The organism is Acidobacteriota bacterium (genome assembly GCA_016713675.1).
Taxonomy (GTDB): domain Bacteria; phylum Acidobacteriota; class Blastocatellia; order Pyrinomonadales; family Pyrinomonadaceae; genus OLB17.
The window spans coordinates 2281260-2303641 of the sequence record JADJOS010000001.1 but is presented as its reverse complement, the minus strand read 5'-3'; the positions used below and the strand labels follow the sequence as shown (position 1 = coordinate 2303641).

Genomic DNA, 22382 nt, shown 5'->3' with positions numbered 1-22382 from the left:
TTTCGGCTCGCCTTTTTTAATATATTTGCGAGCGATCGTCTTTTGCACGTGTCGTCGATTGAGATTATCATTTAGGATGCTGTGAATCTACCGAACTACATAACACTTGGCCGTATCGTCGTCGTCCCTTTGCTGGTCGTCGTGATGCTGACGCCCACCGGGGAGACGTGGTTCGGATTCAGCAGCTATGCCCTCGCGATCGTTATTTTTCTGATCGCCGCGTTGACCGATATTGTTGACGGACAACTCGCACGCCGCCGAAATCAGGTCTCGACTCTGGGTAAATTCCTAGATCCGATAGCTGACAAACTACTTATTTCCGCCGCATTGATAGTGCTCGTTGAGAAGCATCTCGCGCCGTCGTGGGCCGTTTGTGTGATCATCGGACGTGAGTTCATTATCACGGGATTGCGCAGTGTTGCGGCGAGCGAAGGTATTGTCATTCAGGCCCAGAGCCTGGGGAAATTTAAGATGTGGGCTCAGTGTGTAGCCATCGTCGCCCTACTCGTAGCCGCGGCGAACGGCAGCGTGCCGGTGTCGAATTTCGGCATGGGCTATCCTGCATTCCTTTGGAATGTAGCCGAGGTCCAGACGGCATTCTCAAATCTCACGTCATTCTCGCTTACCTCCAACGACTGGAAGGTATTTGGCTACCTTGTCGGCCGCGGTGCTCTCTGGATCGCCGTGATCACCGCTGTCTGGTCGATGTATGGTTATTTTTCCTACTTCATACGCGAACGGAACCGAACAGCTCCGATCGACGACGAATCGCTCGCCAGTGATCTCGAGAACTAAAAAAGCGGGCAAGATCCGATCTCGCCCGCAGTTATTCATCTTATTGATCTCGACTACTACTGTACTTCGACCCAATCGCCTGTGTGGATCTCTTGGGCCGTTCGGGTTATGACCACTGTCGCGGTATGTTCTTTAACGTTGAGCACTACTGCTTCTCCGACGACCTGACGCAAGCCGATGGTTCGGCCGCGCTTGGCATCAAATGTTGTGACCACATGGCCGTCGGCCTTATCACCGCTTTTACGCGGGGTCTGATTTGAGATCTTTCCGCCGCGGTAAACATCGCTTTGGAATCCTTCGTCGCGTGCACTCGCCGTTTCGATTTCCGGAGTCTGCATCAAATTGCCCTTGCCCAACGGACGAAAGATCGTCAGATGATCGCCAACCTGCACATTGTTGTCGGCCCCAAGGTCAACGTAAACAATAAAATCTCGCGAAAGCATTTCTGCTCCGTCTCGTGACATTACGATGCGGCCCATCGCTTTGCCTGACGGGTCGCCGAACAGATCAAGCGGCGGACGCTTCTCGACAAGCGGGCTAGTTCGCTTTTCGGTCAGCTGGATCAGATCTCCGAGCAGGAAAGTGTCGCACGAGGCCTTAACGCGAACGACCGAGACTTCGTTCTTAACACGAACCACTTCGACCGCACCCACCTCTTGCACATAAAATCCGATGTCACCCTTTTTGGTCCAACGGCTCTCGACCTGCCCGCGGGGACGAACCACCGCGAAAACATCGCCGACATTCACGCCTTTGTTGGCTCCCATGTTGATGTAAAGAAAATCGTTCTGTTTGAAATTGTAGGCGTCAGCTTCGTTGTTCGATCCGACGATCTTGTTTGCCGTACTGATCCCATTCGACTGAATATAACCGGCACAATAAAGATTATTTCCGGCCGCAACACTTTTCGGGGCCCGTTCAGCACCGTAGTTAACTGTCGGCATCATTTTAGCCTGGCCAAAGCCCGCGGCTGTAAGCATTAAGAGAACAAAGCTGGAAAGCAGTAAACGCATGGTAAGTTGTTGAAAATTCACGATTTTCTCCTCTAATTTCTTGATGATCGATCGCCGCAGAAGGGCAGCGAAACATAGGATGGCAACGCCAACGGACACAAAATCCAATTGGCCTCAATTATTGTAGTATTTAAGACAGCAATTGGTCAACAAGTTTTTGCTGCGTTAAACTCAGATGTGATCTCAACCGTTCTCGCTTTAATTTGATAGCGCTGCCGTCTCGAATTGAGATCACTCACGGTCAGGCACGATTTGCACACGATTCCCTACATTTGCTAGTATCTTCGTTTGCGGTCAACGCCATGTTTACCGCAAATGCCGGTGTAGCTCAGTTGGTAGAGCAGTTGATTTGTAATCATCAGGTCGTAAGTTCGAGTCTTATCACCGGCTCCATTATTTTCAATAGTTAAGGGCAGCCTGAAGGCGGCCCTTTTTCTGTTTCGCTAAACAACACTTCCTGTACCGATCCAAGGGAACAAGTGCCGAAATCTCGCGTTCGATTGTTTACATTGTTGTAACACAAATGTAACATTTGAAAGTGTCCGCGAATAGATCTTGCGGCCGCACAAACACGAATTCATGCTTGCACGCTTCGCCTTGGCCGTCATTTTTTTTGCATTGAACGCGATCGCCGTTTTGGCGCAGGCCGACCTGCCGGTAAATGCCGGCGGTTCGTATGGTTACGAAGGTTATCATCCGTTTGTTGAGGGAAAGCCGTGGGGAGTGGTACTCGAAGGCTACTTCACTCGAAACAAGATCCTAATCGATCCGGCCAGTTATTTCTTACGAGTTGGATTGAACTACGATCTCAAAGGCGGCAATCGAATCTCGGGTGGGTATGCGGTGCAGTATTCGGAGCCGATCGACGCGGCGTCGGACCCATACAAGTTTCCGGAACATCGAATTTGGGAACAGTTTACCTGGAAACAAAAGTTTGGAAGCGGAAAGCGCCATCAGTTTGTCCAGCGATTCCGAATGGAACAACGTTGGATCGGGCGCAAGACAGCACCAGCATTCGACCGCATATCATCGTGGAACTTTGAGAATGCACTTCGTTATCAGGCAAAATTCATCACGCCGATAACTAAGAAGATATCGTTGAATATAAATGACGAGATCGCAGTTCGATTACCGCCACCGTCGGGACGGAAGTTTGTCGATTCGAACCAATTATATGCGGGCCTGATCTTCCCGCTTGATCAAAAACGACTCTGGCGGATCGAGGCAGGCTATTCACTGCAAACAATATTTAAGTCTTCGTCAACCGCTTCGGGCCTGAGGCGTATCAATCACGTTTTTTCGATCACGCTGAAATCTGATGCCCCGTTTCGAAAAAAGAACTGAGATACCCGCCGCTCGACAAACGTGATCCGAAGGGGCCCAATATCTGCATCCTAGCCCATTAGTAGCTAAATCCAAGGTGAATTTTCTGTCTTTGGTTAGTTTAACGAGGCATTCTTGCCAGCCGCTCTGAATTCCATCGTGCCGTCGTCGATGCGGCCGAAGCGCATCATTCGGAGGTCTTTAATGTAGTTTTGATGGAGCCGCCAAGGCGGTTTTGAACCCTGCGACGGCAAGGTGTCGAGTGCACGCAGAACGTAACCGGAATTGAAATCGAGGACCGGCTCGGGCGTTATCGACGGATCGCAGATCCTCGGTGTGCACTGGGCGTATCCGTGTTTGTCCATATATTTGAGCAGACGGCAAACGTATTCGGCGGTCAGGTCACATTTTAGCGTCCACGAGGCATTCGTGTAACCGAAAGCGGACGCGGCATTTGGGATGTCGCTATACATCATGCCCTTATATGCCATCGTTTTCGACATAACGACCGGTTTGCCATCGACGATCAACTGGAGACCCGCCATTAATTTCAGGACAAGTCCGGTCGCGGTTACGATAATGTCGGCCTGAAGCCGCTCCCCAGACTTCAGCAGCAATCCGGTCTCTGGGAGAGTGTCAATATGATCCGTAACGACTGACGCTTTGCCATCGCGGATCGAGCGAAATAGATCAGAATCGGGCACCAGGCAAAGACGCTGATCCCACGGATCATAGGTCGGTGTAAACTGCCCGAGATCATATTCTTCGCCGAGTTCCTTTTTCACCCCTTTCGAGATCAACCGCTTCATCGCCGACGGCCGTTTCCGCGATAGTGTGTATAGAAACAAGCCGATCAAAATATTTTTCCAACGCGAGAGTACATATGCCGCCTTTGCCGGCAGCACCGCACGCAAGAAATTCGCGATCTTATCCTCTGACGGCAGCGAAAGCACGTATGTGGGCGAACGCTGCAGCATCGTGACATGTGCCGCAGTCCCGGCCATTGCCGGAACAAGCGTAACGGCCGTGGCACCGCTGCCGATCACGACAACGCGTTTACCGGCATAGTCGATGTCATCGGACCATTTTTGCGGGTGGATGACCCTTCCGCGAAACTGCTCAACACCAGGCCATTCGGGCGTATAACCTTGATCGTAGTCATAATAACCGGTGCAAAGGTAGAGAAATCCGCAAGTCAAACTAACCGGCGTTCGATCAGGACCCGACTCGACCTCGACAGTCCATCGGGCATCGTCTGAAATCCATGACGCCTGTTTTACGCGGTGGTTATAGCGGACCTTGTTGTCCACAGCGAATTCTCGAGCCGTCTCATGGATATATTCAAGGATCGCGGGACCGTCGGCTATTGCCTTTGGGGCTTTCCATGGCCGCAGCCTGTACCCGAGCGTGAACATATCCGAGTCGGAACGAACGCCCGGATAGCGGAAAAGGTCCCAAGTGCCGCCCATTGCCTCACGCCCCTCCAGTATCACAAAGCTCTTATCGGGGCATTCGGTGCGCAATTGAGCCGCAGCACCAATTCCCGAGAGCCCCGCACCGACGATCAATACATCAAAATGTTCCATAAGATATGGTCTATCTTGCCACAAAATTGACACGTAAGAGTTCGGCGACACTCCAAGCCTGAGCGGCACAGCCGCGGGCCTTGTGTGGATGCTCGCCGTCGAATATCTCCGAGATCTGGCCAACCATAGTTCCGGAAATGTGAGCATCGAATCCCTCGAGGATCTGACTGATCCTCGCGTCTGCGATCGGATCCTTGGAATGGACCTTTCGAAACGCATCGACAAACGGGCCGATCAGCCAGCCCCATACCGTTCCTTGATGGTAGGCAGAGTCCCGCTCAATTGGCGACCCAACGTAAACAGGCACATAACGAGAGTCGAGCGGAGAAAGCGACCGCAGTCCGACGGGCGTCAGAAGCTCTGCCTCGACCTTATCAACGATCTTTCTCGCTCTTTCGGGGTCGACCATCGAATGCCGCAGACTTACCGCAAAGATCTGATTTGGCCTGACAGAGGGATCGCGTTCTACGCCATCGATCACATCATAAAGGCATTGAGCATCATCGTTCCAAAACTGTCCGTTAAAGCTCTCACGTGCGACCTCATCCATCTCCGAATACCTTGCCTGCTGGGCCGTATCACCGAATCGAACGGCAAGATCCGACATGATACACAGTGCGTTATACCAGAGTGCCTGTATTTCGACAGCTTTTCCTGTACGCGGGGTAATTACAAGATCGCCGATCTTTGCGTCCATCCAAGTGAGCTGAGTTCCCGGCTCACCGGCGTACAACAAACCATCGGTGTCGACATGAATGCCGTAACGCGTGCCGCGAACGTGCCAATCTATGATTGCCGCAAGCTTGTCGTAAAGTTTCACACGGACAAACTCAAAGTCGCCGGTGTTTTCCGTATAAGCCCGGATCGCCTCGAAGAACCAAAGTGTGGCGTCAACGGTATTGTAGTCGGGCGTTTCGCCGACATCGGGAAAGCGATTTGGAACCATCCCTTCGGAAATATGATTTGAGAACTCGGTCAAAATGCTCTTCGCGATCGCTGGCCGACCTGTAGAAAATGTCAGGCCCGGCAACGCGATCATAGTGTCGCGGCCCCAGTCAGAAAACCAGTGATACCCGGCGATGACGGTCTTGCCCGCGCCTCGGTCGACGATGAATTGATCCGCAGCCAGCACCAATTGACGAGATAGACTATCTTTTGCACCCGATCCGGCAATGATTGCGGCCCGCCGTTTCATCTCAGAGCGTCTCAAGATGTCGGCATCGGCTGCAACCCGCTGTTCGGTAGAAGCAATTACGACCGCAGGTTCAGTTAGATCAAATTTCAAACTAAATGGCTGGAACAGATCCTCGTGAAAATCAAATCCCCGTTCCCTCTCGATCTCATATTCGAGATCTTTGTACCAATAGCCTTGCTCCTCAACTTCAAACGCGTTGTGGGCAATATTGATACTCGGCATGTTTTCGACCGGCCGCACAGAAACTGCCCCATCGCCGATCTGAAAGCTCTTATCAAATCCGCCATGTTCGCTCCGCAAATGATGGTGATCGCGAAATGCTAGCAGCGGTCTTAGCTCGATCTCGATCTTCGATACAGAGATCTCAGGTTCGCCGGTCACTTTCCATTGGCAAACGGTCGTATTTTCACCGTTAACCATAAACACTGACTTTTCGATGACCGAACCGTTCACCTCATAGGTCCAAATTGGAAATGGATCGAGCCGAAGTTCGACCAGATATTTACAGCCGTCAGGATGGACCTTGCCGGGATATTGATTGCATGAAATTTCGAACCGTTCGCCATTGATGATCACAGTCTCTTCGAATTTAGACAGCATCACCACGCGGCCAAGCGGCGGCTGCGTTGCCGCAACAAGCAATCCGTGGTACCGCCGCGTGTTGGCCCCGGAAACGGTCGAAGACGCATAACCTCCGATGCCGTTGGTTTCAAGCCATTCCCTTGAAGAGGCCCTTTCGAAATCACTGCATATATCCTTTTTGAGAATGATCATTGTAAACTCTATTTTCCACCTTGTACGCACAGGTTGGCAACAACCCGTTTTGGCCGCCAAAAACGGATCACTCGCGGTCTATTTTGGTCAGATCGGGGACAGTTCTGAACGCTGCAGCCAATTGTCGGCCAAATATTGGGCATCCGGTGAGATCACGTGCAGTGTGTATGCCTGTCTAGACCGGTCGCTCGTGTTTGGACGGCTGTAATGCGGCAGCATTCCGTCGAGTACGATGCATGTACCCCTTTTAGCCTCAAGCGGGATCATATCCTCCAGGCAATACGGCGTTTCATCAATTACCTCAAACTCTGTGCCGCCGCCGGGTTTTCTTTTGAAGCGGGACCTCAGCGTTGTCCGGTGTCCGCCCGGCTTTGCCCAGAGGCAACCGTTCTCGATCGTTGCATCTTCCAATGCGAACCAAAACCCTACACACGACATTGGCTGAGTGTAAAGAAATGTTGAGTCCTGATGCGCATCCACTACTCCGCCGATCTCAGCGTACTTGAAAATGTGCATGCTCTGGATCAGAAGCGAACCGTTCAGTTCGAGGTCAACCGCAAGCTGCTTCATCTGTGGTGACCTTGAAAATCGCACATATTCGTGGTCAAGATCGTGAAGTGCATGGCCGATCTTGTTGAGCGAATGAAGTACGTCGCTCCTCAGTTTACCACCGGCATCGAACGCATCCTTCTCAAAAAAGAACGAGATGCGGCCGCTGGATTCGAGAAAATATTCGTCGCTCGTTCGTTCTTGTTCCGACGTTTGAAACACGGACGGGTGTCCGTCGTAATCAAATCCCGACGCGAGCTCCTCCGCCCGTGCGATCAATGCATCGCAATCTGCATCAGAATTAAACCCTTCGAGTACCAAAAACCCGTCGCGTCGAAATTTATCTAGCCGCTCGCCCATACCTAGCTAGTATTCATAAAACCCGCGTTCCCCGCAAGCATATTTATTCGACGATCGGCTTTTGATCTTTTCGTACACGTTTTGCGGCAAATTACCTTATTCTTAGGTATATGGATCGTGTTTCAGGATATGTACTTGCGGGCGGACAGAGTTCGAGGATGGGCGAAGACAAAGCACTGCTCAGTTTCCACGGACAAACTCTTATCGAGCGTGCCGCTGAAGCACTTGCATCGATCGCGGGATCTGTAACTATCGTCGGCCTCCGAAGCGATCACAGCGGTCGATTGGCAGTGATCCCTGATACTTACGAGGGACGCGGCTCGATCGTTGGGCTATACACGGCCCTCGCCGACTGCAAGACAGAACTCGCCGCCGTTCTGGCATGCGATCTGCCGTTCGTCGAGAGCGAACTTCTTACTCAGCTCGTCGCGGCGATCGGAGATCAAGATGCCGCCATTCCGAAGCAGCATGACGGCCACATCCAACCGCTATGCTCTGTCTATCGTGCGGAAAGATGTTTGCCTTACGTCGAAAAAATTATCACTTCTGACAATTGGCGCCTTCAACAACTGGGTGAAATGCTCGATGTCAGTATCGTAGAACCTAAGGGCGTCCGCTGGTCGACCAACGTTAACACGCCTGACGACCTCCGCCGGGCGAACGAGATAATTAGCTAAGGCTTTACTTTCTGCGTCCTGAACTTACGAAATCCAGTGTGATGGAGCATCACTTCGGAGATCCGCATCGTTCCGTCCGTATCATACAGAGCTAGCTCTATCACGGCACTGCCGCTGTAATCAGTCTTGGTTCCAAGTAATAGGTTTCGGCTCTCACGCCGGCTGCCGCCGGATGTGAGCAGACGAACCTTAAGAATTCCGGTTCGCCCGCTTGCCGCGTTCAAGAACCGATCGAGCTTTTCGGCTCGGACCATTGATCGAAACTCGGTATAGGCGGCCTTTTCCGCTGATGTCTCCGGTATCGGGTCCTGCTCGATCTTAAATGCAAGCAGATCCAGCTGCTTTTTAACGATCTTGATACTGGCGATGAGGCGGGCCGTTCCTTCGCTTCGCTGCTGCTTTGGCGGCATGTGATCGATCGCTTCCATCAGATAATCGACATATCCGGCGCTGGCCCGCAGACGGCTAACGGTTTGGTAGAACGAATTTGGATCGCCGATCCCAATATCATATTCCGGTACGAACTGCTCGGGATTGTAAATGATCTTGCCGCTCTGGCTACCAAGCAGTTTCCCGGCGATCACTGCATTTATTGACTTGGTATCGATCACGTTGATCGATTCGGAGATCGTAGTATCTGTGCGAAACAACGAGATCAGATCGGCCACGGATTTGACCGCCGCACCGGCGATTCCGGGCATACTTAACGCCGTGATCATACTGCCGCCGCTTCTGTCGATCGATTCAATGCCGACGACCTTCTCGACATCCTGTTTCTTGGCCTCCTCTTCGACGGCCTTGATCAGGGCTTCGTAATTGGCCAGCGCGAGTTTCGCTTCTTCGCGATACAGCCGGTAACGCGAGAGCGAAAGAAAGTCGGGCTCGTAGAACAGCACGATCCTGTCATAATTGCCCATAAACGGTTTGATCCTCGATTCGACGCGACCTGCGATCTCGTCGACGGCTTCGTAGCTGAGGGCGATCGTTTCGAGGATCGGTTCCTTATCGAGCTGAAAAGCCGTCTTGCCGCCGGTGTTGTCGCGGGTCGCACTGCTGGCTCCGGCAGCATCGGCGTAGGCCTTGAGGTATTTGGTGCGTGCCTCGAGCAGTTCGGTCTCCTTTTCGATGAGTTTTTTTTGCTCGTCAATTAGGTCGATCCTCGGGACGGGCGTCGGTGATGGAGTCGGTGTCTCACTCTGAGCAGAAGCGGAGATAGCAAAATAGATTATTGAGATCGTAACGAATAGAGCGCGTTTCATAATGATGCCTCCACGTAACTTGTGACACATTTTTTCAATTTCTTCAAGGACTATGAATCCATGGCCGACAATCTCGCGAGCTGTGGAAAACCACTGTGGAAATCGTTCGGGCTAAATATGACACAAACTATATTGTTATCAACGATCTACGGAGCAATAATTCATTTACAACATTAGGTAATTTATGTATGATGGACGATGAATTTGTGCAAATGCACATATTTAGCAACGTAAGACAACTGAATATCATCAATTTTTCGGTACGAAGCACGGCTCAAGTCACTGTTGGCCCCGCTCGCTCGCCCTTTGGAGGAAATATGTCAAATCGGCCCGGTCTTTTACGCATCATATGCTCACTTGTTCTGGTCTTATCGCTTTCGATGTTGGCATTTGCTGACACGATCAGGCTCAAGGACGGGAGCATTCTTAAAGGAAAGATCACTTCTTTTGCCGGCGGTAAATTTACCATAATGATCGGTGATGGCTCGCGCAGCCGTCAGATGACATATAACGCGTCAGAGATCGAATCGATCTCATTTGACTCACCGATCATGCCGAAAACCGGCGAGACCACGAACCGTAATGCTGTCTATAAACAGCCGGATAAACAGGTTGATCCGCCGCGTGTGATCACGTCGGACAACACGCGGACCACGCCGACCGCCCAACAGCCATCCAAAGCCGTAGCAAAGGCAAAACCAATATCGTGGAACATAAAGGTCCTCGCTGACAACACTGCCAATGGTTGGACGAACACAGGTTGGGTCGTCAAAAAGGGCCAACGGATCCACATCTCAGGGGATGGCAAGGTCTCACTTGGCGGAGGCAAAAGTTCACCCTCGTCCGGTGTCGGCGACCTTTCGGATCCCAACAAATTGCTTAAAAATGTTCCGACTGGTGCTCTGCTCGCGGTTATCGGCGATGATAATAACGATTTCATCTACGTCGGTGCGGACCGCGAATTCACTGCTACCCGCGACGGAGCCTTGTTCCTTGGAATCAACGAAGGCAACCTCGACGATAATTCGGGGGCTTTCGAAGTCAAGATCGAGGTCTACCCCGATGGCGGCGAATAGCCGGTAAAACGTATTTCTTCACTTGTCATTTTGGCCCGTGCATTTAGCCGCGGGCTTTCTCATTTTCGCACGTCATTTCGCTTGTGCATTTATTCACAAGAGGTATAGAATGGGGAGTAGTGGATCACATTTCCGTTACCGCTTGAAAACAAATGAATGACCCGCAATTTACGGGACGGCGCTTTTCATTCGACGAAGCCGGGCAAGTTTTTAGAGCAAACAATGGCAATGAAATAAGATTCGGCAAGACAGACCCAAGCAGTTTCAGCGGTACCGCCCATGTGGTTCGAAAGGAGCCATATGAACAGTCTGAGCCTACATACCGCCACCGCTCTCACATCGATCTTAATATCTCTGAGCCTCTTGCAGCCGGCAACTGCCCAGAACGATAACGTTGTTTTTGCAGCTGATACTGGAACCGGCAAGACGATCGGGACGAACATTCCGGCAAATCGCGGATCGATCGTCCGTCAGGCCCATTTGCCCAGACCGCAGCCCTCTACAGGCCTGACCATCAACGCGACCTTTGATGCGTCGATAATGACAAACCCAAATGCCGAGGCGATTCAAGCCTGTATTAACCGAGTGGTCGAAATGTACAGGACCCAATTTAAGGACGACGTTACAGTGTCGATACTGTTTCGATATTCGACCACTCAGCCGAATGGTTCGCCACTTGGATCCGGCAGCATCGGGGTTGCCAACTATGTCATATACTCCGTTCCCTGGAACTCGTACGTAGGAGGACTTCAAAGCGACGCAAAAACAACAGCGGACGTCACAGCCAACGCCAGTCTCCCCGGCAGTGCCCTCACTTCGTTGACATATGTCGCAAGCTCGAATGGGCGGGCGATCGGGCTTTCGACTCCCGGAACTATGACTGCCGGAGGGACAATTCCCGGCGGCACATTCGACGGGATTGTCACTCTGAACTCGGCCCAAGCTCTTTCCTTTACCCGTCCTGCCAATGGGAATTATGATGCTCAAAAGGTGTTGCAGCATGAGATCAATGAGATCCTGGGAATGGGTTCGTATATCAATATCTTTCCAAATGTCAGGCCAGCGGACATTTTCAGTTGGTCATCTCCGGGCACGCGAAACCTGACAACCAGCGGAAGTCGGTATTTTTCGATTGACGGAGGTGTCAGCAGAATAGTCGATTTTAACCAGGACCCCATGGGCGATCTAGGTGACTGGCTTAGCGGAAGCTGCCCCAATCCTGATCCATATGTTCAGAATTCATCTACTTGTCCGGGCGAATACGCTGACGTAATGGACTGGACACCGGAGGAAATAACTTTAGATGTTATCGGCTACGACAGCACCGCTCCGGTGTCGAAAACTCCATTCGACGTTGACGGCGACGGACGGACCGATCTTGCGATCTATCGTCCGGCTGCCGGCGAATGGTGGTATCTAAAAAGCAACAACGGTTCAAACGGTGCCGTTCAGTTTGGCACTTTGGATGACACTATCACGCCGGCGGACTTTACCGGAGACGGGCGGTTGGATCTGGCATTTTTTAGACCGGCGAGTGGGTTCTGGTATGTACTCAGGAGCGAAGACAGGACTTTCTTTGCGTTTCCGTTTGGAATGAACGGTGATGTGCCTCTGCCCGCCGATTATGATGGCGACCTCAAAGCGGATCCGACGATCTTTCGTCCTTCGACCGCAACTTGGTATATAAGCAATTCGTCCGGTGGTACCACCATACAACAATTCGGATTGACAACGGACGCGCCTGTCTCGTCAGACTTTGATGGTGATGGCAAAGCTGATATCGCTGTCTTTCGCAGAGCCGGCACGAATGGCGCCGAGTGGTGGGTACAAAAGAGCTCGGGAGGAGTCTTTGCCGCCCAATTCGGTACTGCATCCGACTATCCGGTACCGTCCGACTACACCGGTGATCGACAGGCCGATATTGCACTGTGGCGGCCATCGACCGGCGAGTGGTTCGTACTCCGCAGTCAGGACCTGACATATTATGCGTTTCCCTTTGGCACCTTTGGCGATAAGCCCGCTCCCGGTGACTATGATGGCGACGGAATGACCGATGCGGCGATATTTCGCCCCTCAACGTCAATATGGTATGTCAATCGGTCCACAGCAGGATATCTAATCCAACCGTTTGGTTCGACGGGTGACCAGCCGGTTCCGTCCGCGTACATCAAGTAGTTTAGTGTCATTTGGAATACTCTTTGGCCCGGCCATTCAAAGCCGGGCCATTTTCGTAGAAGCAGATGCGAGGAGTCTGAACACACCGATATTTCTTGATATTAACCAACCACAGGTGGACAATCGGTATCAAATATTTACGTCTCGTTATAAAGGATCCAATTATGTTCTTAGCCGTTTTTCGATTTGCTTTTGGTGTCACTTTGTTGATCGCTGTGCTGCTGTCGTCCGTCGCTCCGGTCACGCTTGCTCAATCAAAACCGCAAAGACCCGACACCCCCACAGGTGACGGTAAGAAGAACAATCGCCCGAAACAGCTTACCGAAGAAGAGAAGAAGGCAATCGAAGACGCTAAGAAGCGCGAAGAGGAAGAAAAGAACGCTATCATCGACGACACGGTCGAAAGGGTCGATACGAATCTTGTCAATGTTGATGCCGTCGTTATCAACAAGAAAACGGGTGGGATATTAACGGGGCTGAAAAAGGAAAACTTCGCTATCTTTGAGAACGGCGTCAAGCAAAGCATCAGCAGTTTCTCGACGCCCGAGGCTCCGATCACGGTGACTCTGGTCGTGGAGTACAGCAAATGGACCGAATTACTCGGGAGTGCGGCCGGCGGACGCTTTGAACCGGGCATCTATGAGGTGATAAAACCTGTCGCCTACTTTCTCTCCAATTTTATTAAGGCCCCGAACGACTACGCTTCGGTCATCGCGTTCGATATGCGTCCGACACCTATCACAGATTTTACAAATGACCCGCAGCAGCTGCGCAAGACCGTGGACATTTTGTTGAGAAATAATCCCGCCTTTCGCGAAAACAATTTGTGGGATGCGATCAAATTCACTTTGCTTGGCGGCAAGGGCGATTCTGTCGTTCTCGACCAAAGCGGCGATTATGATAAAGGAAAGCAGTCCGACTACAGCGGAATGGCCAATCTGAAAGCAAAACGAAAAGCAATCATTCTGGTCGCAAGCGGGATAGACACATTTAGCAAATCAAACTATGCCGAGGCTCGGCGGATCGTGCAAGAGGCCGGAGTTCCGGTTTATATAATTAGTACAGGGAATCTTTTTTACAAAAGATTCGAACAATACCTTGGACCTCTCGATGATATTAGCGGAACTCCCGGGAGACTTACTTTTCTCCAGGCACAAAATTCGATGAATACGATCGCTAAGGAGTCCGGCGGTAAGCACTTTCCAATGACATTTGAGGGCGAAGTCCCTGGTTATCTGCAGGAGATCAATGCGTTGATGCGTAATCAATACAGCCTCGCCTACGACCTTGCAGAAAAACGCCCGCCAGGCTCGCGCAACAAACTTGAAGTCAAGGTCGATGTTGACGGCGACGGAGTCTTCGATGATAAGGTATATCAGGTCCAGCACCGTCCGTATTACATTGCACCCGGAAAGCAAGAGAAGAAAAAGAAATAAAGCCAAACCCAGACAGTCTATCCTGCAACTCGGCGGAATTGTTTTGCTTTTATGTCAGGCTCGACAGGATCCACTTACTTCAGATCCGGAAATATTAACGAAACGCAACAGTGTAATGACAAGAGCGTTTAGCGCTAACCTCCACCTCACAAAACCTGCTATGCTCTAAGATTGTATTTATGAGCCGAAAGATCACAAAGAGTTACAAGAAGAAGTTAGCCGCGGAAGAAGGATATATCATCTCCCGCGGAGCCGAGCTTCGCATCGCTCTGTGTTATCCAAATACGCACGGAATCGGGATGGCCAATCTTGGTTTTCACACGATGTACGAACTGTTCAATGCGATTCCGGGCGTTGCATGCGAACGGGTGTTCTTGCCCGACACCGACGAACTTGCGGAATACGAAAAAAGCAACACGCCTCTGCTTTCGCTCGAAACTCAGAGCCGGGTCCGTGATTTCGATCTGGTCGCATTCTCGATCTCTTTCGAAACCGATTATTTGAACATGGCACGGATGCTCCAGCTTTCGGGCATTCCGGTTTGGTCAAAAGATCGAACGCATTTTGACCCGCTCGTCATTATGGGCGGTGCAGCATCGTTTCTCAACCCCGAGCCGATCGCCGATTTCACAGACGTTATTGCCGTGGGCGAAGGCGAAGTACTGGCTTACCAGCTGATCGATGCAATCATCGAAAATGACGGTAAGGACGAGATCCTGCTCGCCCTCGCCAAGATCGGCCGTGGTTTCTACGTGCCTTCGCTCTATGACGTGATCTACAACGATGACGGAACTGTCTTCGATTACGTTCCCAATGAAAAAGGCGTACCGAAACGGGTAGGCCGAGCGGTTGCCTCGGTTAATCCGAAAGAGGGAACGCTTCGGCGGGCACTCAAACGCGGCGAAACAGAACTCGCAGAGTTCCTTGTTAACCAAGACACATTTTGCCCCTCCACCGCGATCTGGTCACCTGAGGCCGAAATGGGTGATCGTTTGCTCGTCGAGATATCTCGCGGCTGTTCACAAGGTTGCAGATTCTGTTGGGCCGGATACAATTACTACCCGCCGCGTGTCGTGCCGGCAAAAGACATTCTCGCCAAGGCACGCGAATGGCGTCATAAGACGAATAAGATCGGCCTCGTCTCCACCGCGGTCTGCGATCATCCTGAAATTTCGACGATCCTTCGCGAACTTAGAGCGATGGACTATCGAATATCAGTATCCTCATTGAGGCTCGATCAGATCTCAGATGAACTTCTAGACGCACTTGTCGAATCTCGCGACCAGCAGATCGCTGTCGCACCCGAAACCGGCAGCGACCGTCTCCGCCGCGTCATCAATAAAAACCTGACCAACGACGAGATCGTTGATATTTGCGGGGCTGTCTTCGATCGTGGAATGCTTACCATCAAACTCTATATGATGGTCGGCCTGCCGACAGAGACGCAGGAAGATCTCGATGAGATGTTCGTGTTGGTTGAGAGAATAAAGGACCGCATGCTCGAAGCCGGAAAGAAATTTGGCCGTGCCGGCAAGATCATCCCGTCTCTCAACGGATTTGTGCCCAAGCCAAACACGCCGCTCCAATGGGACGCCATCTGTGACGAAAAAGAACTTAAAAAGCGCATCAAATACGTTTGCAAGGGCTTGAGCAAGATCCCGAATGTAGACGTCAGGTTCATGTCTGCCCGTATCGCCCACGAACAAGCCTTGTATTCGTCCGGTGACCGCACGGTTTCGAAGGTGATCGACACTGCCGCCAGAATGAAAGGCGATCTTGCCGGTGCAATCCGTCAAACCGGCATCGATCCAGCATTTCACACCTCACGTGACCGAAGTTACGAAGAATACCTGCCTTGGTCGATCATCGATTCGGGCTTGTCATTTGAGTTCTTGAAAACCGAACACGACAAAGCCCTCGAATCGCTGTCGAGTCTTCCTTGCCCTGCCGTCGAGAAATGCACTACGTGCGGTGTTTGTCCTTCGACTTGGCTCGCCGATGCACCGGAGGCACTCGTGCAGATCCAACCGCTAAAGATCCGACAAGCTCTCGCCGCTTCGCTCTAATTTATTGTTTCAGCAAGAATCCCGTTGGCGTCGCGGTATTATCAAATTGGTACTTGTACGTGTAAATGCCGAAAGGCAGTATCGACACATTTTTAGTGTAGGTAACTCGGGCCTGGATCACATTTCCCTGTTGAGTTACATTGAGCGTAGCGTCGGCGGGAGCCGAATTTACGACCATAGCCTTTTGTACCCGAGCCTTTACATTATCTACCGGATTGATCTTGCCGGGCATGGCAAGCCCCTGCAGCACCGCCGCAGACATGTCAGATTTGAGGCTTTCGGCCTCATACGCAACAGGAATGTAATTGATTCCGGCGTTCCCGGCTAGAATAAGTATCGTCAATACGATCGAAAACTTTACGCCGGCACTGCCACGTTCGCCGGAGCGGTCTTTCAAGGCTTTTCTCATCTTTGCACAACTCCCCAAAACGCAAATACTTCGATCACGTTTTGTCTAGAATTTCAGAAGTTGCTTGAGGGCTTTGGTGTGGGCAGATGTTGGAATGTCGTCGTCGTTAACGATGACCGGTTTGCCGATACCTTTCAGCAATACCATTTGCAGCGAACCTGCGGATCGTTTCTTGTCAAAACGAAATGCCTCAAACACTTCTTGCGAGTCGATATTGGTAAGCGACGGTAACGTACCGACGCTATGCACAACATCGTACAACAATTTTACATCTTTTTTGTCGCACAATGCAAGCGTTTTTGAAAGTTCCGCCGCATACAAGATACCGTATCCGACAGCCTCTCCGTGTTTGAAATACTTGTAATCGGTAACCTTTTCTAGGGCGTGAGCGAGAGTGTGGCCAAAATTGAGTATCTTTCGCGATCTCGAGTCGGTCCGTTTAGAAGATTCCCGCTCATCGCCGGCCACGATCGATACCTTGAACTCGACGTTTCGACAAATCAAATCTGAGTATTCAGATTTGAGATTGCTTTCTCTCTCGACGGGAACAAAGCGATCCAATGGATATTTTTTAAGAAATTCCGCCGTCTGATCGAACAACTTTCGCCCGCTCAATGCTCCGTGTTTTATGACCTCACAAAACCCGGCCGCCAGTTGCCTTGCCGGCAAGGTCGCAAGGACCGACGGATCGATCAAGACACCGCTCGGCTGATGAAACGCTCCGATCGTGTTTTTGCCAAACGCCGCGTTGACCCCTGTTTTTCCGCCGACCGACGAATCTACCATTGCGAGCAAAGTTGTCGGAATCTGCAAAAACCGAATTCCCCGCAGATAGATCGACGCCGCAAATCCCGCGAGATCGCCAACCACACCGCCGCCGAGAGCAACGACCGCGTCGGTTCGGGTCAGTCCGGAATCGCTGAAAAATGCAACGGCCTTTTCGACACTACGAAAGTTCTTATGCTCCTCGCCATCCTTCATCAGCCAACTCGAAACCGAATATCCGGCCTCCGCCAGGTTATCGGCGACAACTGATCCGTAAAGTTTGTAAACGGTTGGATTTGAAACGATAACTATCTTTGCGGCGTCCTTACCGAGACATTTACTTACCCATTTTCCGCATTCACGCAAATGCCCGTCACGGATCGATATTTGATACGACGATGCAGATCGCGGACATTCGATTGTTATGGTTTGGTCTTTCATTCGCTTTTGTCGAGCGATTCGTGATTTGGCAACAGAAAATCGGCCTCGACATCGAGCAAGACCTCGGGAAGTGATTCTTCGATCGCCTCGAGCATCGCGGCACGCGCCGGATGTTCGCCTCCCGCACCAAATGCCGTCGCCCGCTGCTCGATCGACGGCCACATCGCGTAACCGTAAAATAGCCCGTCATTTCCTCGATGAAGCCGGGATCCTAACGAGCCGTGATTTTCCCTGTAATACGAGGTGATCTCCGACCAGTGATCGATGAACTGCTGCTCGAGATCAGCTTTGATCTTCCAACGATATAGAGCGATCAGCATTTCTATCCTATATTCACCAAGATGACATTCGCGAGTCTTTTCGCCTGAGATTCGATCTCTGTTTGATCCTTACCCTCGATCATTACGCGCGCCAAGTTTTCGGTTCCGGAGTATCTCAATAGCAATCGTCCCTGGCCATGGAGTTCGCTCTCAATCTGTTTTGAGAGTTCGACGATTTCGGGAAGGTCACTGAACGGACGCTTTTCACGAACCTTTACATTTTTGAGTATCTGCGGATATTTAACAAAACCGCTGGTCGCCTCCGACAGCGATACTCCCAATTCGTTCACCGCGTGAAGCAGCAGTAGAGCGGTCATCATCCCGTCACCGACGAGGCTGATCTCGGGAAAAATGATGTGCCCAGACTGTTCGCCGCCGATCTCCGAGCGGGTCTCGAGCAGCTTTTCGAGAACGTATTTGTCACCGACGTCCGTTCGCAAAAGGTTGATATCTTTTGATCTAAGAGCCAATTCGAGCCCGATATTACTCATCACCGTGGCGACGACAGTTGAACTCGTTAGCTTGCCGTGAGCTTTCAGGTATTGAGCAACGATCCACAGCGTCGCATCACCATCGATGATCTCGCCGTGTTCATCGACGAATAAAGCACGGTCGGCATCACCGTCAAACGCCACGCCCAGATCGGCCTTCTCCTCAACGACTTTCTCTCGCAAACTGCCGATGTGCGTCGAACCGCAGTTCTCGTTGATATTTCGGCCGTCCGGTTCGCAATTGATCGAGACGACCTCGGCGCCAAGGTCGGTGAACAGCTTCGATGCAAGACCGGTGGACGCACCGTTGGCACAGTCAAGCACGATCCTCAGCCCGGCAGCCGAGAACTCACCGGCCGCTTCACGCAGATGTGAGAGATATGCATCGCCGAGCTCCGTCGAACGTGAGTCATCTATCTCGGGATCTTCGACGCAGCCGGCGGGTTCGGGGGACTCAAATACATCTGCCTCGATCAGGCGTTCAGTCATCTCGTCTATCTTTTTCCCGCTCGGTGTAAATACCTTTATTCCGTTGTCGTGATAGGGATTGTGCGACGCACTTATGACAACGCCGGCATCAAATTCGAATGAGCGCGTGAGAAATGCAACACCCGGCGTAGTGATCACGCCGGCCGATTCGCACTCCGCGCTTTCGCTCGCTGCTCCGGCGTGAAATGCCCGTTCGATCCAGCTGCCTGACTCACGCGTGTCGCGGCCGGTAATGAACCGAGGTGCTCGGCCGAGAGTTTCGGCGTATTGCCTAGCAAGCGAGGCTCCGACTTTCCTGACAGTGTTCGCGTCGAGTGGAAATTCGCCCGCAAGCCCGCGTATTCCATCTGTGCCAAAGAGCTGATCCATATACAGTTAACCGCGGCGCAGTTCCCGCGAAAAGCTTAGTTATACCTTAATGACCGCCGCGAAACAACCCGTCAAAGCCATAAGAATTGGTTGTAATATCAATAATATTTTCGAAAATGGTTGACAACCGTATGTCAATTGAGCGAATCTTATAGCTGCTGAAACTCTTCGAATCGACCAAAACCATCAGCCGCTCTCCTTTTCGTGAAATTATGAAAAACAGCCTGTTTCTTGCCGTCGCCGTTATCGCTGCCGCCGCAATTCCCTCGTTTGCACAGTCGAGCCAATTACAGCCCGTGCCCACGCCGTCACGTGTAGTTGTCACTAGCACGATACCTGCCGCGCAGCCGATGCGAACGCCAACACCGCAGTATCGTCCGGCGGCGACGCCGGCTTTGATGATCGTCGGGCAGCCGCAGCAGTCCAAGACAGTACTACAACAGCCCTCGACGGCAAGCAATCTGAATTACAAAGGACTCAGTTTCGCTCAGATCAAGGCGAAGATCGCCGAGGCCAAACGCCATTTGACGACAAAGCCGCTGACCATTGCATCCGTCGATTCGACCGTCCCAACGACACTTATTCGCGTAGCATTTTTTGATCAGAACACGCGGCAGATCGATTCGTATGTTTTAACAAAAGACCAATTTTTATTATCGGGCTCAGGCACGATGGTTCAGACGGCGGCGGGAAAACAGGTCCTATCGCGGACAATTCGCGGCAACGGCGTGAATACGCCGATAACGGTCACCGACACCGGCGGCCGAGAGCATCTCGCGTTGGTCGTCCAATATCCGCGTGAAAATCGCGGGGTTCTTCAGGAAATGGCGTATTACGTGTCGTCTCATCCTGGTCTCATCACACCTGAGGTCGTAAACGCGGGCAGATTTTATGTTCGTAATACGATCGACATTGCCCGCGAACAGCTCAAGAAGAAAGGCTACGGGATCGAGCCGAAGGTCGCTGATATTGCGGAACGCCTTTCGACCGTTGAGCACGTCGATCACCTGCGTTTCCGAACCGAACCCCACGCAAATATCTACAATGACATTTTCACGCTCTTCGCTTTGAATGAAGGCCAGACTTACCGCTATTCGGTCAGCTCGGCCGGAGCGGGCGGAATGGTACAGATGATACCGTCGACCTATCGGATGGTCCGTGCAAGATTTCCGCAGGCCAATCTAATGCCCGATTTTGTTGAAGGAATGCGTAACCACGTAAACGCTTCGCAGGCTATGCTGCTCTATATGCAAATGACCTGGAACGACCTGAAAGCAAGCCCGACCGTAGCAAATGCTTTGGCTACGGGAGTTGCAAAACAGGAATACCTAATGGCCGCCGGCTATAACTCAAATCCGGCAAAACTACCGGGCTATATCAATCGCGGCGGCGAATCTTGGACCTCGCTCATTCCGCGTGAGACAAAGATCTATCTTCAGATCTGGGATTCGCTCGAACGCACGGTTTCGCTGACTCCAAGAAAGCAGTAAGTTCGTCAGTGATCTTTGTAAAAAACTAAGCGGCCTCTGCGTTCGATAATTACCCAACGCAGAGGCCGCTTTACACTTGATCGATCCTCATTCTATTCGTCGGGCATCTCCGAAACCGGCGGCAGCTGCGAACCGATCCGTTCGACCTCGGCCCTTATTTCAACGTAATTTTTCGTCACCAGATTCTCGCCCGCAAAAAATGGATCGCCCGTGATCTCGATCAGTGCAAAAGGCGGAGGTGTGAACTCTATCATCTGCTCATACGAATCAAAATCGATCTTCGCGATATTCAACCCACGCGGCTCGCCGAGGTAAAAATCAAATGCCCACATAACTCGATCGAACTCGTGAAAGTACCGATTCTTGCGGATCTCACGGCCGCGAAACCGCTCAAATGCCGCGTACTCGGCGTCATTGAGATGTATCTCTGCGAGCTTGGTTACGGCCTGATCGCCGTCGTCCATCGCAAATCGTTGCTGCAGTATGCGGGTCCAGACGTTTGATGATGGATCGCGCATCAGACGCAGACGTATCCGCGTGTTTTCGATGTAGTTATCGAATATCTGCAGATGGCTGCTGGCGTGCGTGAGCGGATCGGGCAGGCTTTCGATCAGGAAAAGACGGTGAAATTCAGTTTGAGCAGTTTTGTTCATCTTTCTCAAATTTATTATACTCGTTGCTTCGCCAATTTTAGGAGAACGACCGACATGAAACTCAATATTTTAGCTATTTTTTCAATCATTATCTTTTCGATATTTATCGCCGCCTGCGGCAGTACGCCTGCAAACAATGCGGGGAACGGCAATGTCAATGCTCCAAAAGTTAACACCGCGAGCCCGGTAAATGCCGTTGCCGTGACTACGCCGACTCCGGCACAGACCACAAACGACGCACCGACGCTTTCGCCTGTTTACAAAGCTCTGTGCGACGCGCTGTTGAAGAAGGACGAGGTGGCTGTTCGAAAGGTCTATTCGGCTGACACGCTCACAAATTTTGCTCAGCAGATGAAAGAAAACAAGACCGCATCGCTGCTCAAATTTCTTGAGGACGACGTACCGACCGGTCCTTGCAGCACCAAGAATGAGGTCATCACGGGCGATAAAGCGGTCGCTGAGATCGTGAGCAATATCTACCCGAACGGATTCAAAGTCGTGTATGTCAAAGAGAACGGCGAGTGGAAAATGACCAATCAGAGCCCGACGTTCGACAACGTCAAACCCAGCGGTGCAAATCCGGCGGCGAAATAGTATTAAGAGTGCACCTATTCGCTTGCAATACACTACAAAAATGCTAGTATTTGCTCTTTGCCAAATGGCAATTAGGA

Annotated in this window: 19 protein-coding genes and 1 tRNA gene; 10 read left to right on the top strand and 10 right to left on the bottom strand. The window is 51.5% G+C overall.

The genetic code is table 11. The features are described 5' to 3' along the window. The first annotated feature begins 81 nt into the window (after window positions 1-81). Window positions 82-795: a CDP-diacylglycerol--glycerol-3-phosphate 3-phosphatidyltransferase gene (pgsA, locus tag IPK01_10490; GenBank protein MBK7933911.1), complete on the top strand. Its 714-nt coding sequence runs from the start codon at window positions 82-84 to the stop codon at window positions 793-795. A 56-nt stretch (window positions 796-851) separates the two neighbouring features. Here pgsA and IPK01_10485 read toward each other — a convergent pair whose 3' ends face one another. Continuing rightward, complete coding sequence (locus IPK01_10485; protein ID MBK7933910.1) at window positions 852-1829, bottom strand: hypothetical protein; 978 nt, start codon at window positions 1827-1829, stop codon at window positions 852-854. A gap of 296 nt (window positions 1830-2125) precedes the next feature. Between IPK01_10485 and IPK01_10480 the strand changes: the two genes are divergently transcribed. Then, a tRNA-Thr gene (locus IPK01_10480) sits at window positions 2126-2201 on the top strand. 162 nt (window positions 2202-2363) lie between these two features. Next, window positions 2364-3152 (top strand): DUF2490 domain-containing protein, encoded by a 789-nt coding sequence (locus tag IPK01_10475; protein MBK7933909.1) that lies wholly within the window; start codon window positions 2364-2366, stop codon window positions 3150-3152. A 95-nt stretch (window positions 3153-3247) separates the two neighbouring features. Here the strand turns inward: IPK01_10475 and IPK01_10470 are convergent, their stop codons facing one another. From IPK01_10470 to IPK01_10460, 3 genes are all read right to left on the bottom strand, one after another. Continuing rightward, entirely contained in the window at window positions 3248-4717 is a 1470-nt protein-coding gene (locus tag IPK01_10470) for an NAD(P)/FAD-dependent oxidoreductase (GenBank protein ID MBK7933908.1), read from the bottom strand. 10 nt (window positions 4718-4727) lie between these two features. Continuing rightward, a complete protein-coding gene (locus IPK01_10465; GenBank protein ID MBK7933907.1) occupies window positions 4728-6686 on the bottom strand; it encodes a glycogen debranching enzyme N-terminal domain-containing protein in 1959 nt (652 codons plus the stop codon). Window positions 6687-6773: 87 nt separating this feature from the next. Continuing rightward, a complete protein-coding gene (locus tag IPK01_10460; GenBank protein MBK7933906.1) occupies window positions 6774-7595 on the bottom strand; it encodes a phytanoyl-CoA dioxygenase family protein in 822 nt (273 codons plus the stop codon). A 110-nt stretch (window positions 7596-7705) separates the two neighbouring features. On the opposite strand from IPK01_10460, the gene IPK01_10455 reads away from it, so the two are divergent. After that, window positions 7706-8272 carry a molybdenum cofactor guanylyltransferase gene (locus IPK01_10455; GenBank protein ID MBK7933905.1) on the top strand — a complete coding sequence of 189 codons (567 nt, stop codon included), beginning with the start codon at window positions 7706-7708 and terminating at the stop codon, window positions 8270-8272. Here the strand turns inward: IPK01_10455 and IPK01_10450 are convergent. Continuing rightward, window positions 8269-9531 (bottom strand): hypothetical protein, encoded by a 1263-nt coding sequence (locus IPK01_10450; GenBank protein ID MBK7933904.1) that lies wholly within the window; start codon window positions 9529-9531, stop codon window positions 8269-8271. The two genes, IPK01_10455 and IPK01_10450, sit on opposite strands and share 4 nt — an antisense overlap. A 317-nt stretch (window positions 9532-9848) precedes the next feature. Here IPK01_10450 and IPK01_10445 point away from each other — a divergent pair, with 317 nt between their 5' ends. The 4 genes from IPK01_10445 (at window position 9849) to IPK01_10430 (ending at window position 16284) form a co-directional block, all read left to right on the top strand. After that, on the top strand, window positions 9849-10607 hold the full coding sequence (locus IPK01_10445) for a hypothetical protein (protein ID MBK7933903.1): 759 nt from the start codon (window positions 9849-9851) through the stop codon (window positions 10605-10607). Between the two features lie 300 nt (window positions 10608-10907). Next, window positions 10908-12782 (top strand): VCBS repeat-containing protein, encoded by a 1875-nt coding sequence (locus tag IPK01_10440; protein MBK7933902.1) that lies wholly within the window; start codon window positions 10908-10910, stop codon window positions 12780-12782. A 164-nt stretch (window positions 12783-12946) separates the two neighbouring features. Beyond that, entirely contained in the window at window positions 12947-14218 is a 1272-nt protein-coding gene (locus IPK01_10435) for a VWA domain-containing protein (GenBank protein ID MBK7933901.1), read from the top strand. Between the two features lie 179 nt (window positions 14219-14397). Beyond that, entirely contained in the window at window positions 14398-16284 is a 1887-nt protein-coding gene (locus IPK01_10430; protein MBK7933900.1) for a radical SAM protein, read from the top strand. A gap of 1 nt (window position 16285) precedes the next feature. Here IPK01_10430 and IPK01_10425 read toward each other — a convergent pair whose 3' ends face one another. The 4 genes from IPK01_10425 to glmM are packed head-to-tail and all read right to left on the bottom strand — an operon-like array spanning window position 16286 to window position 19568. Continuing rightward, window positions 16286-16693 (bottom strand): hypothetical protein, encoded by a 408-nt coding sequence (locus tag IPK01_10425; protein MBK7933899.1) that lies wholly within the window; start codon window positions 16691-16693, stop codon window positions 16286-16288. A gap of 45 nt (window positions 16694-16738) precedes the next feature. Beyond that, window positions 16739-17899, bottom strand: coding sequence for a 3-dehydroquinate synthase (gene aroB, locus IPK01_10420; protein ID MBK7933898.1), 1161 nt, complete (start codon window positions 17897-17899; stop codon window positions 16739-16741). After that, complete coding sequence (locus tag IPK01_10415) at window positions 17896-18219, bottom strand: antibiotic biosynthesis monooxygenase (protein MBK7933897.1); 324 nt, start codon at window positions 18217-18219, stop codon at window positions 17896-17898. Before IPK01_10415 ends, aroB begins: the two co-directional genes overlap by 4 nt. A 2-nt stretch (window positions 18220-18221) precedes the next feature. Continuing rightward, complete coding sequence (gene glmM / locus IPK01_10410; protein MBK7933896.1) at window positions 18222-19568, bottom strand: phosphoglucosamine mutase; 1347 nt, start codon at window positions 19566-19568, stop codon at window positions 18222-18224. A 212-nt stretch (window positions 19569-19780) separates the two neighbouring features. Between glmM and IPK01_10405 the strand changes: the two genes are divergently transcribed. Next, window positions 19781-21058 carry a hypothetical protein gene (locus tag IPK01_10405; protein ID MBK7933895.1) on the top strand — a complete coding sequence of 426 codons (1278 nt, stop codon included), beginning with the start codon at window positions 19781-19783 and terminating at the stop codon, window positions 21056-21058. A gap of 92 nt (window positions 21059-21150) precedes the next feature. Here IPK01_10405 and IPK01_10400 read toward each other — a convergent pair whose 3' ends face one another. Beyond that, window positions 21151-21720, bottom strand: a complete 570-nt coding sequence (locus tag IPK01_10400) for a hypothetical protein (GenBank protein ID MBK7933894.1) — start codon at window positions 21718-21720, stop codon at window positions 21151-21153. A 45-nt stretch (window positions 21721-21765) separates the two neighbouring features. Here IPK01_10400 and IPK01_10395 point away from each other — a divergent pair, with 45 nt between their 5' ends. Then, the gene (locus IPK01_10395; GenBank protein ID MBK7933893.1) at window positions 21766-22305 is read left to right on the top strand and encodes a hypothetical protein; all 540 of its coding nucleotides are present in this window, start codon (window positions 21766-21768) and stop codon (window positions 22303-22305) included. The last annotated feature ends 77 nt before the right edge of the window (window positions 22306-22382 follow it).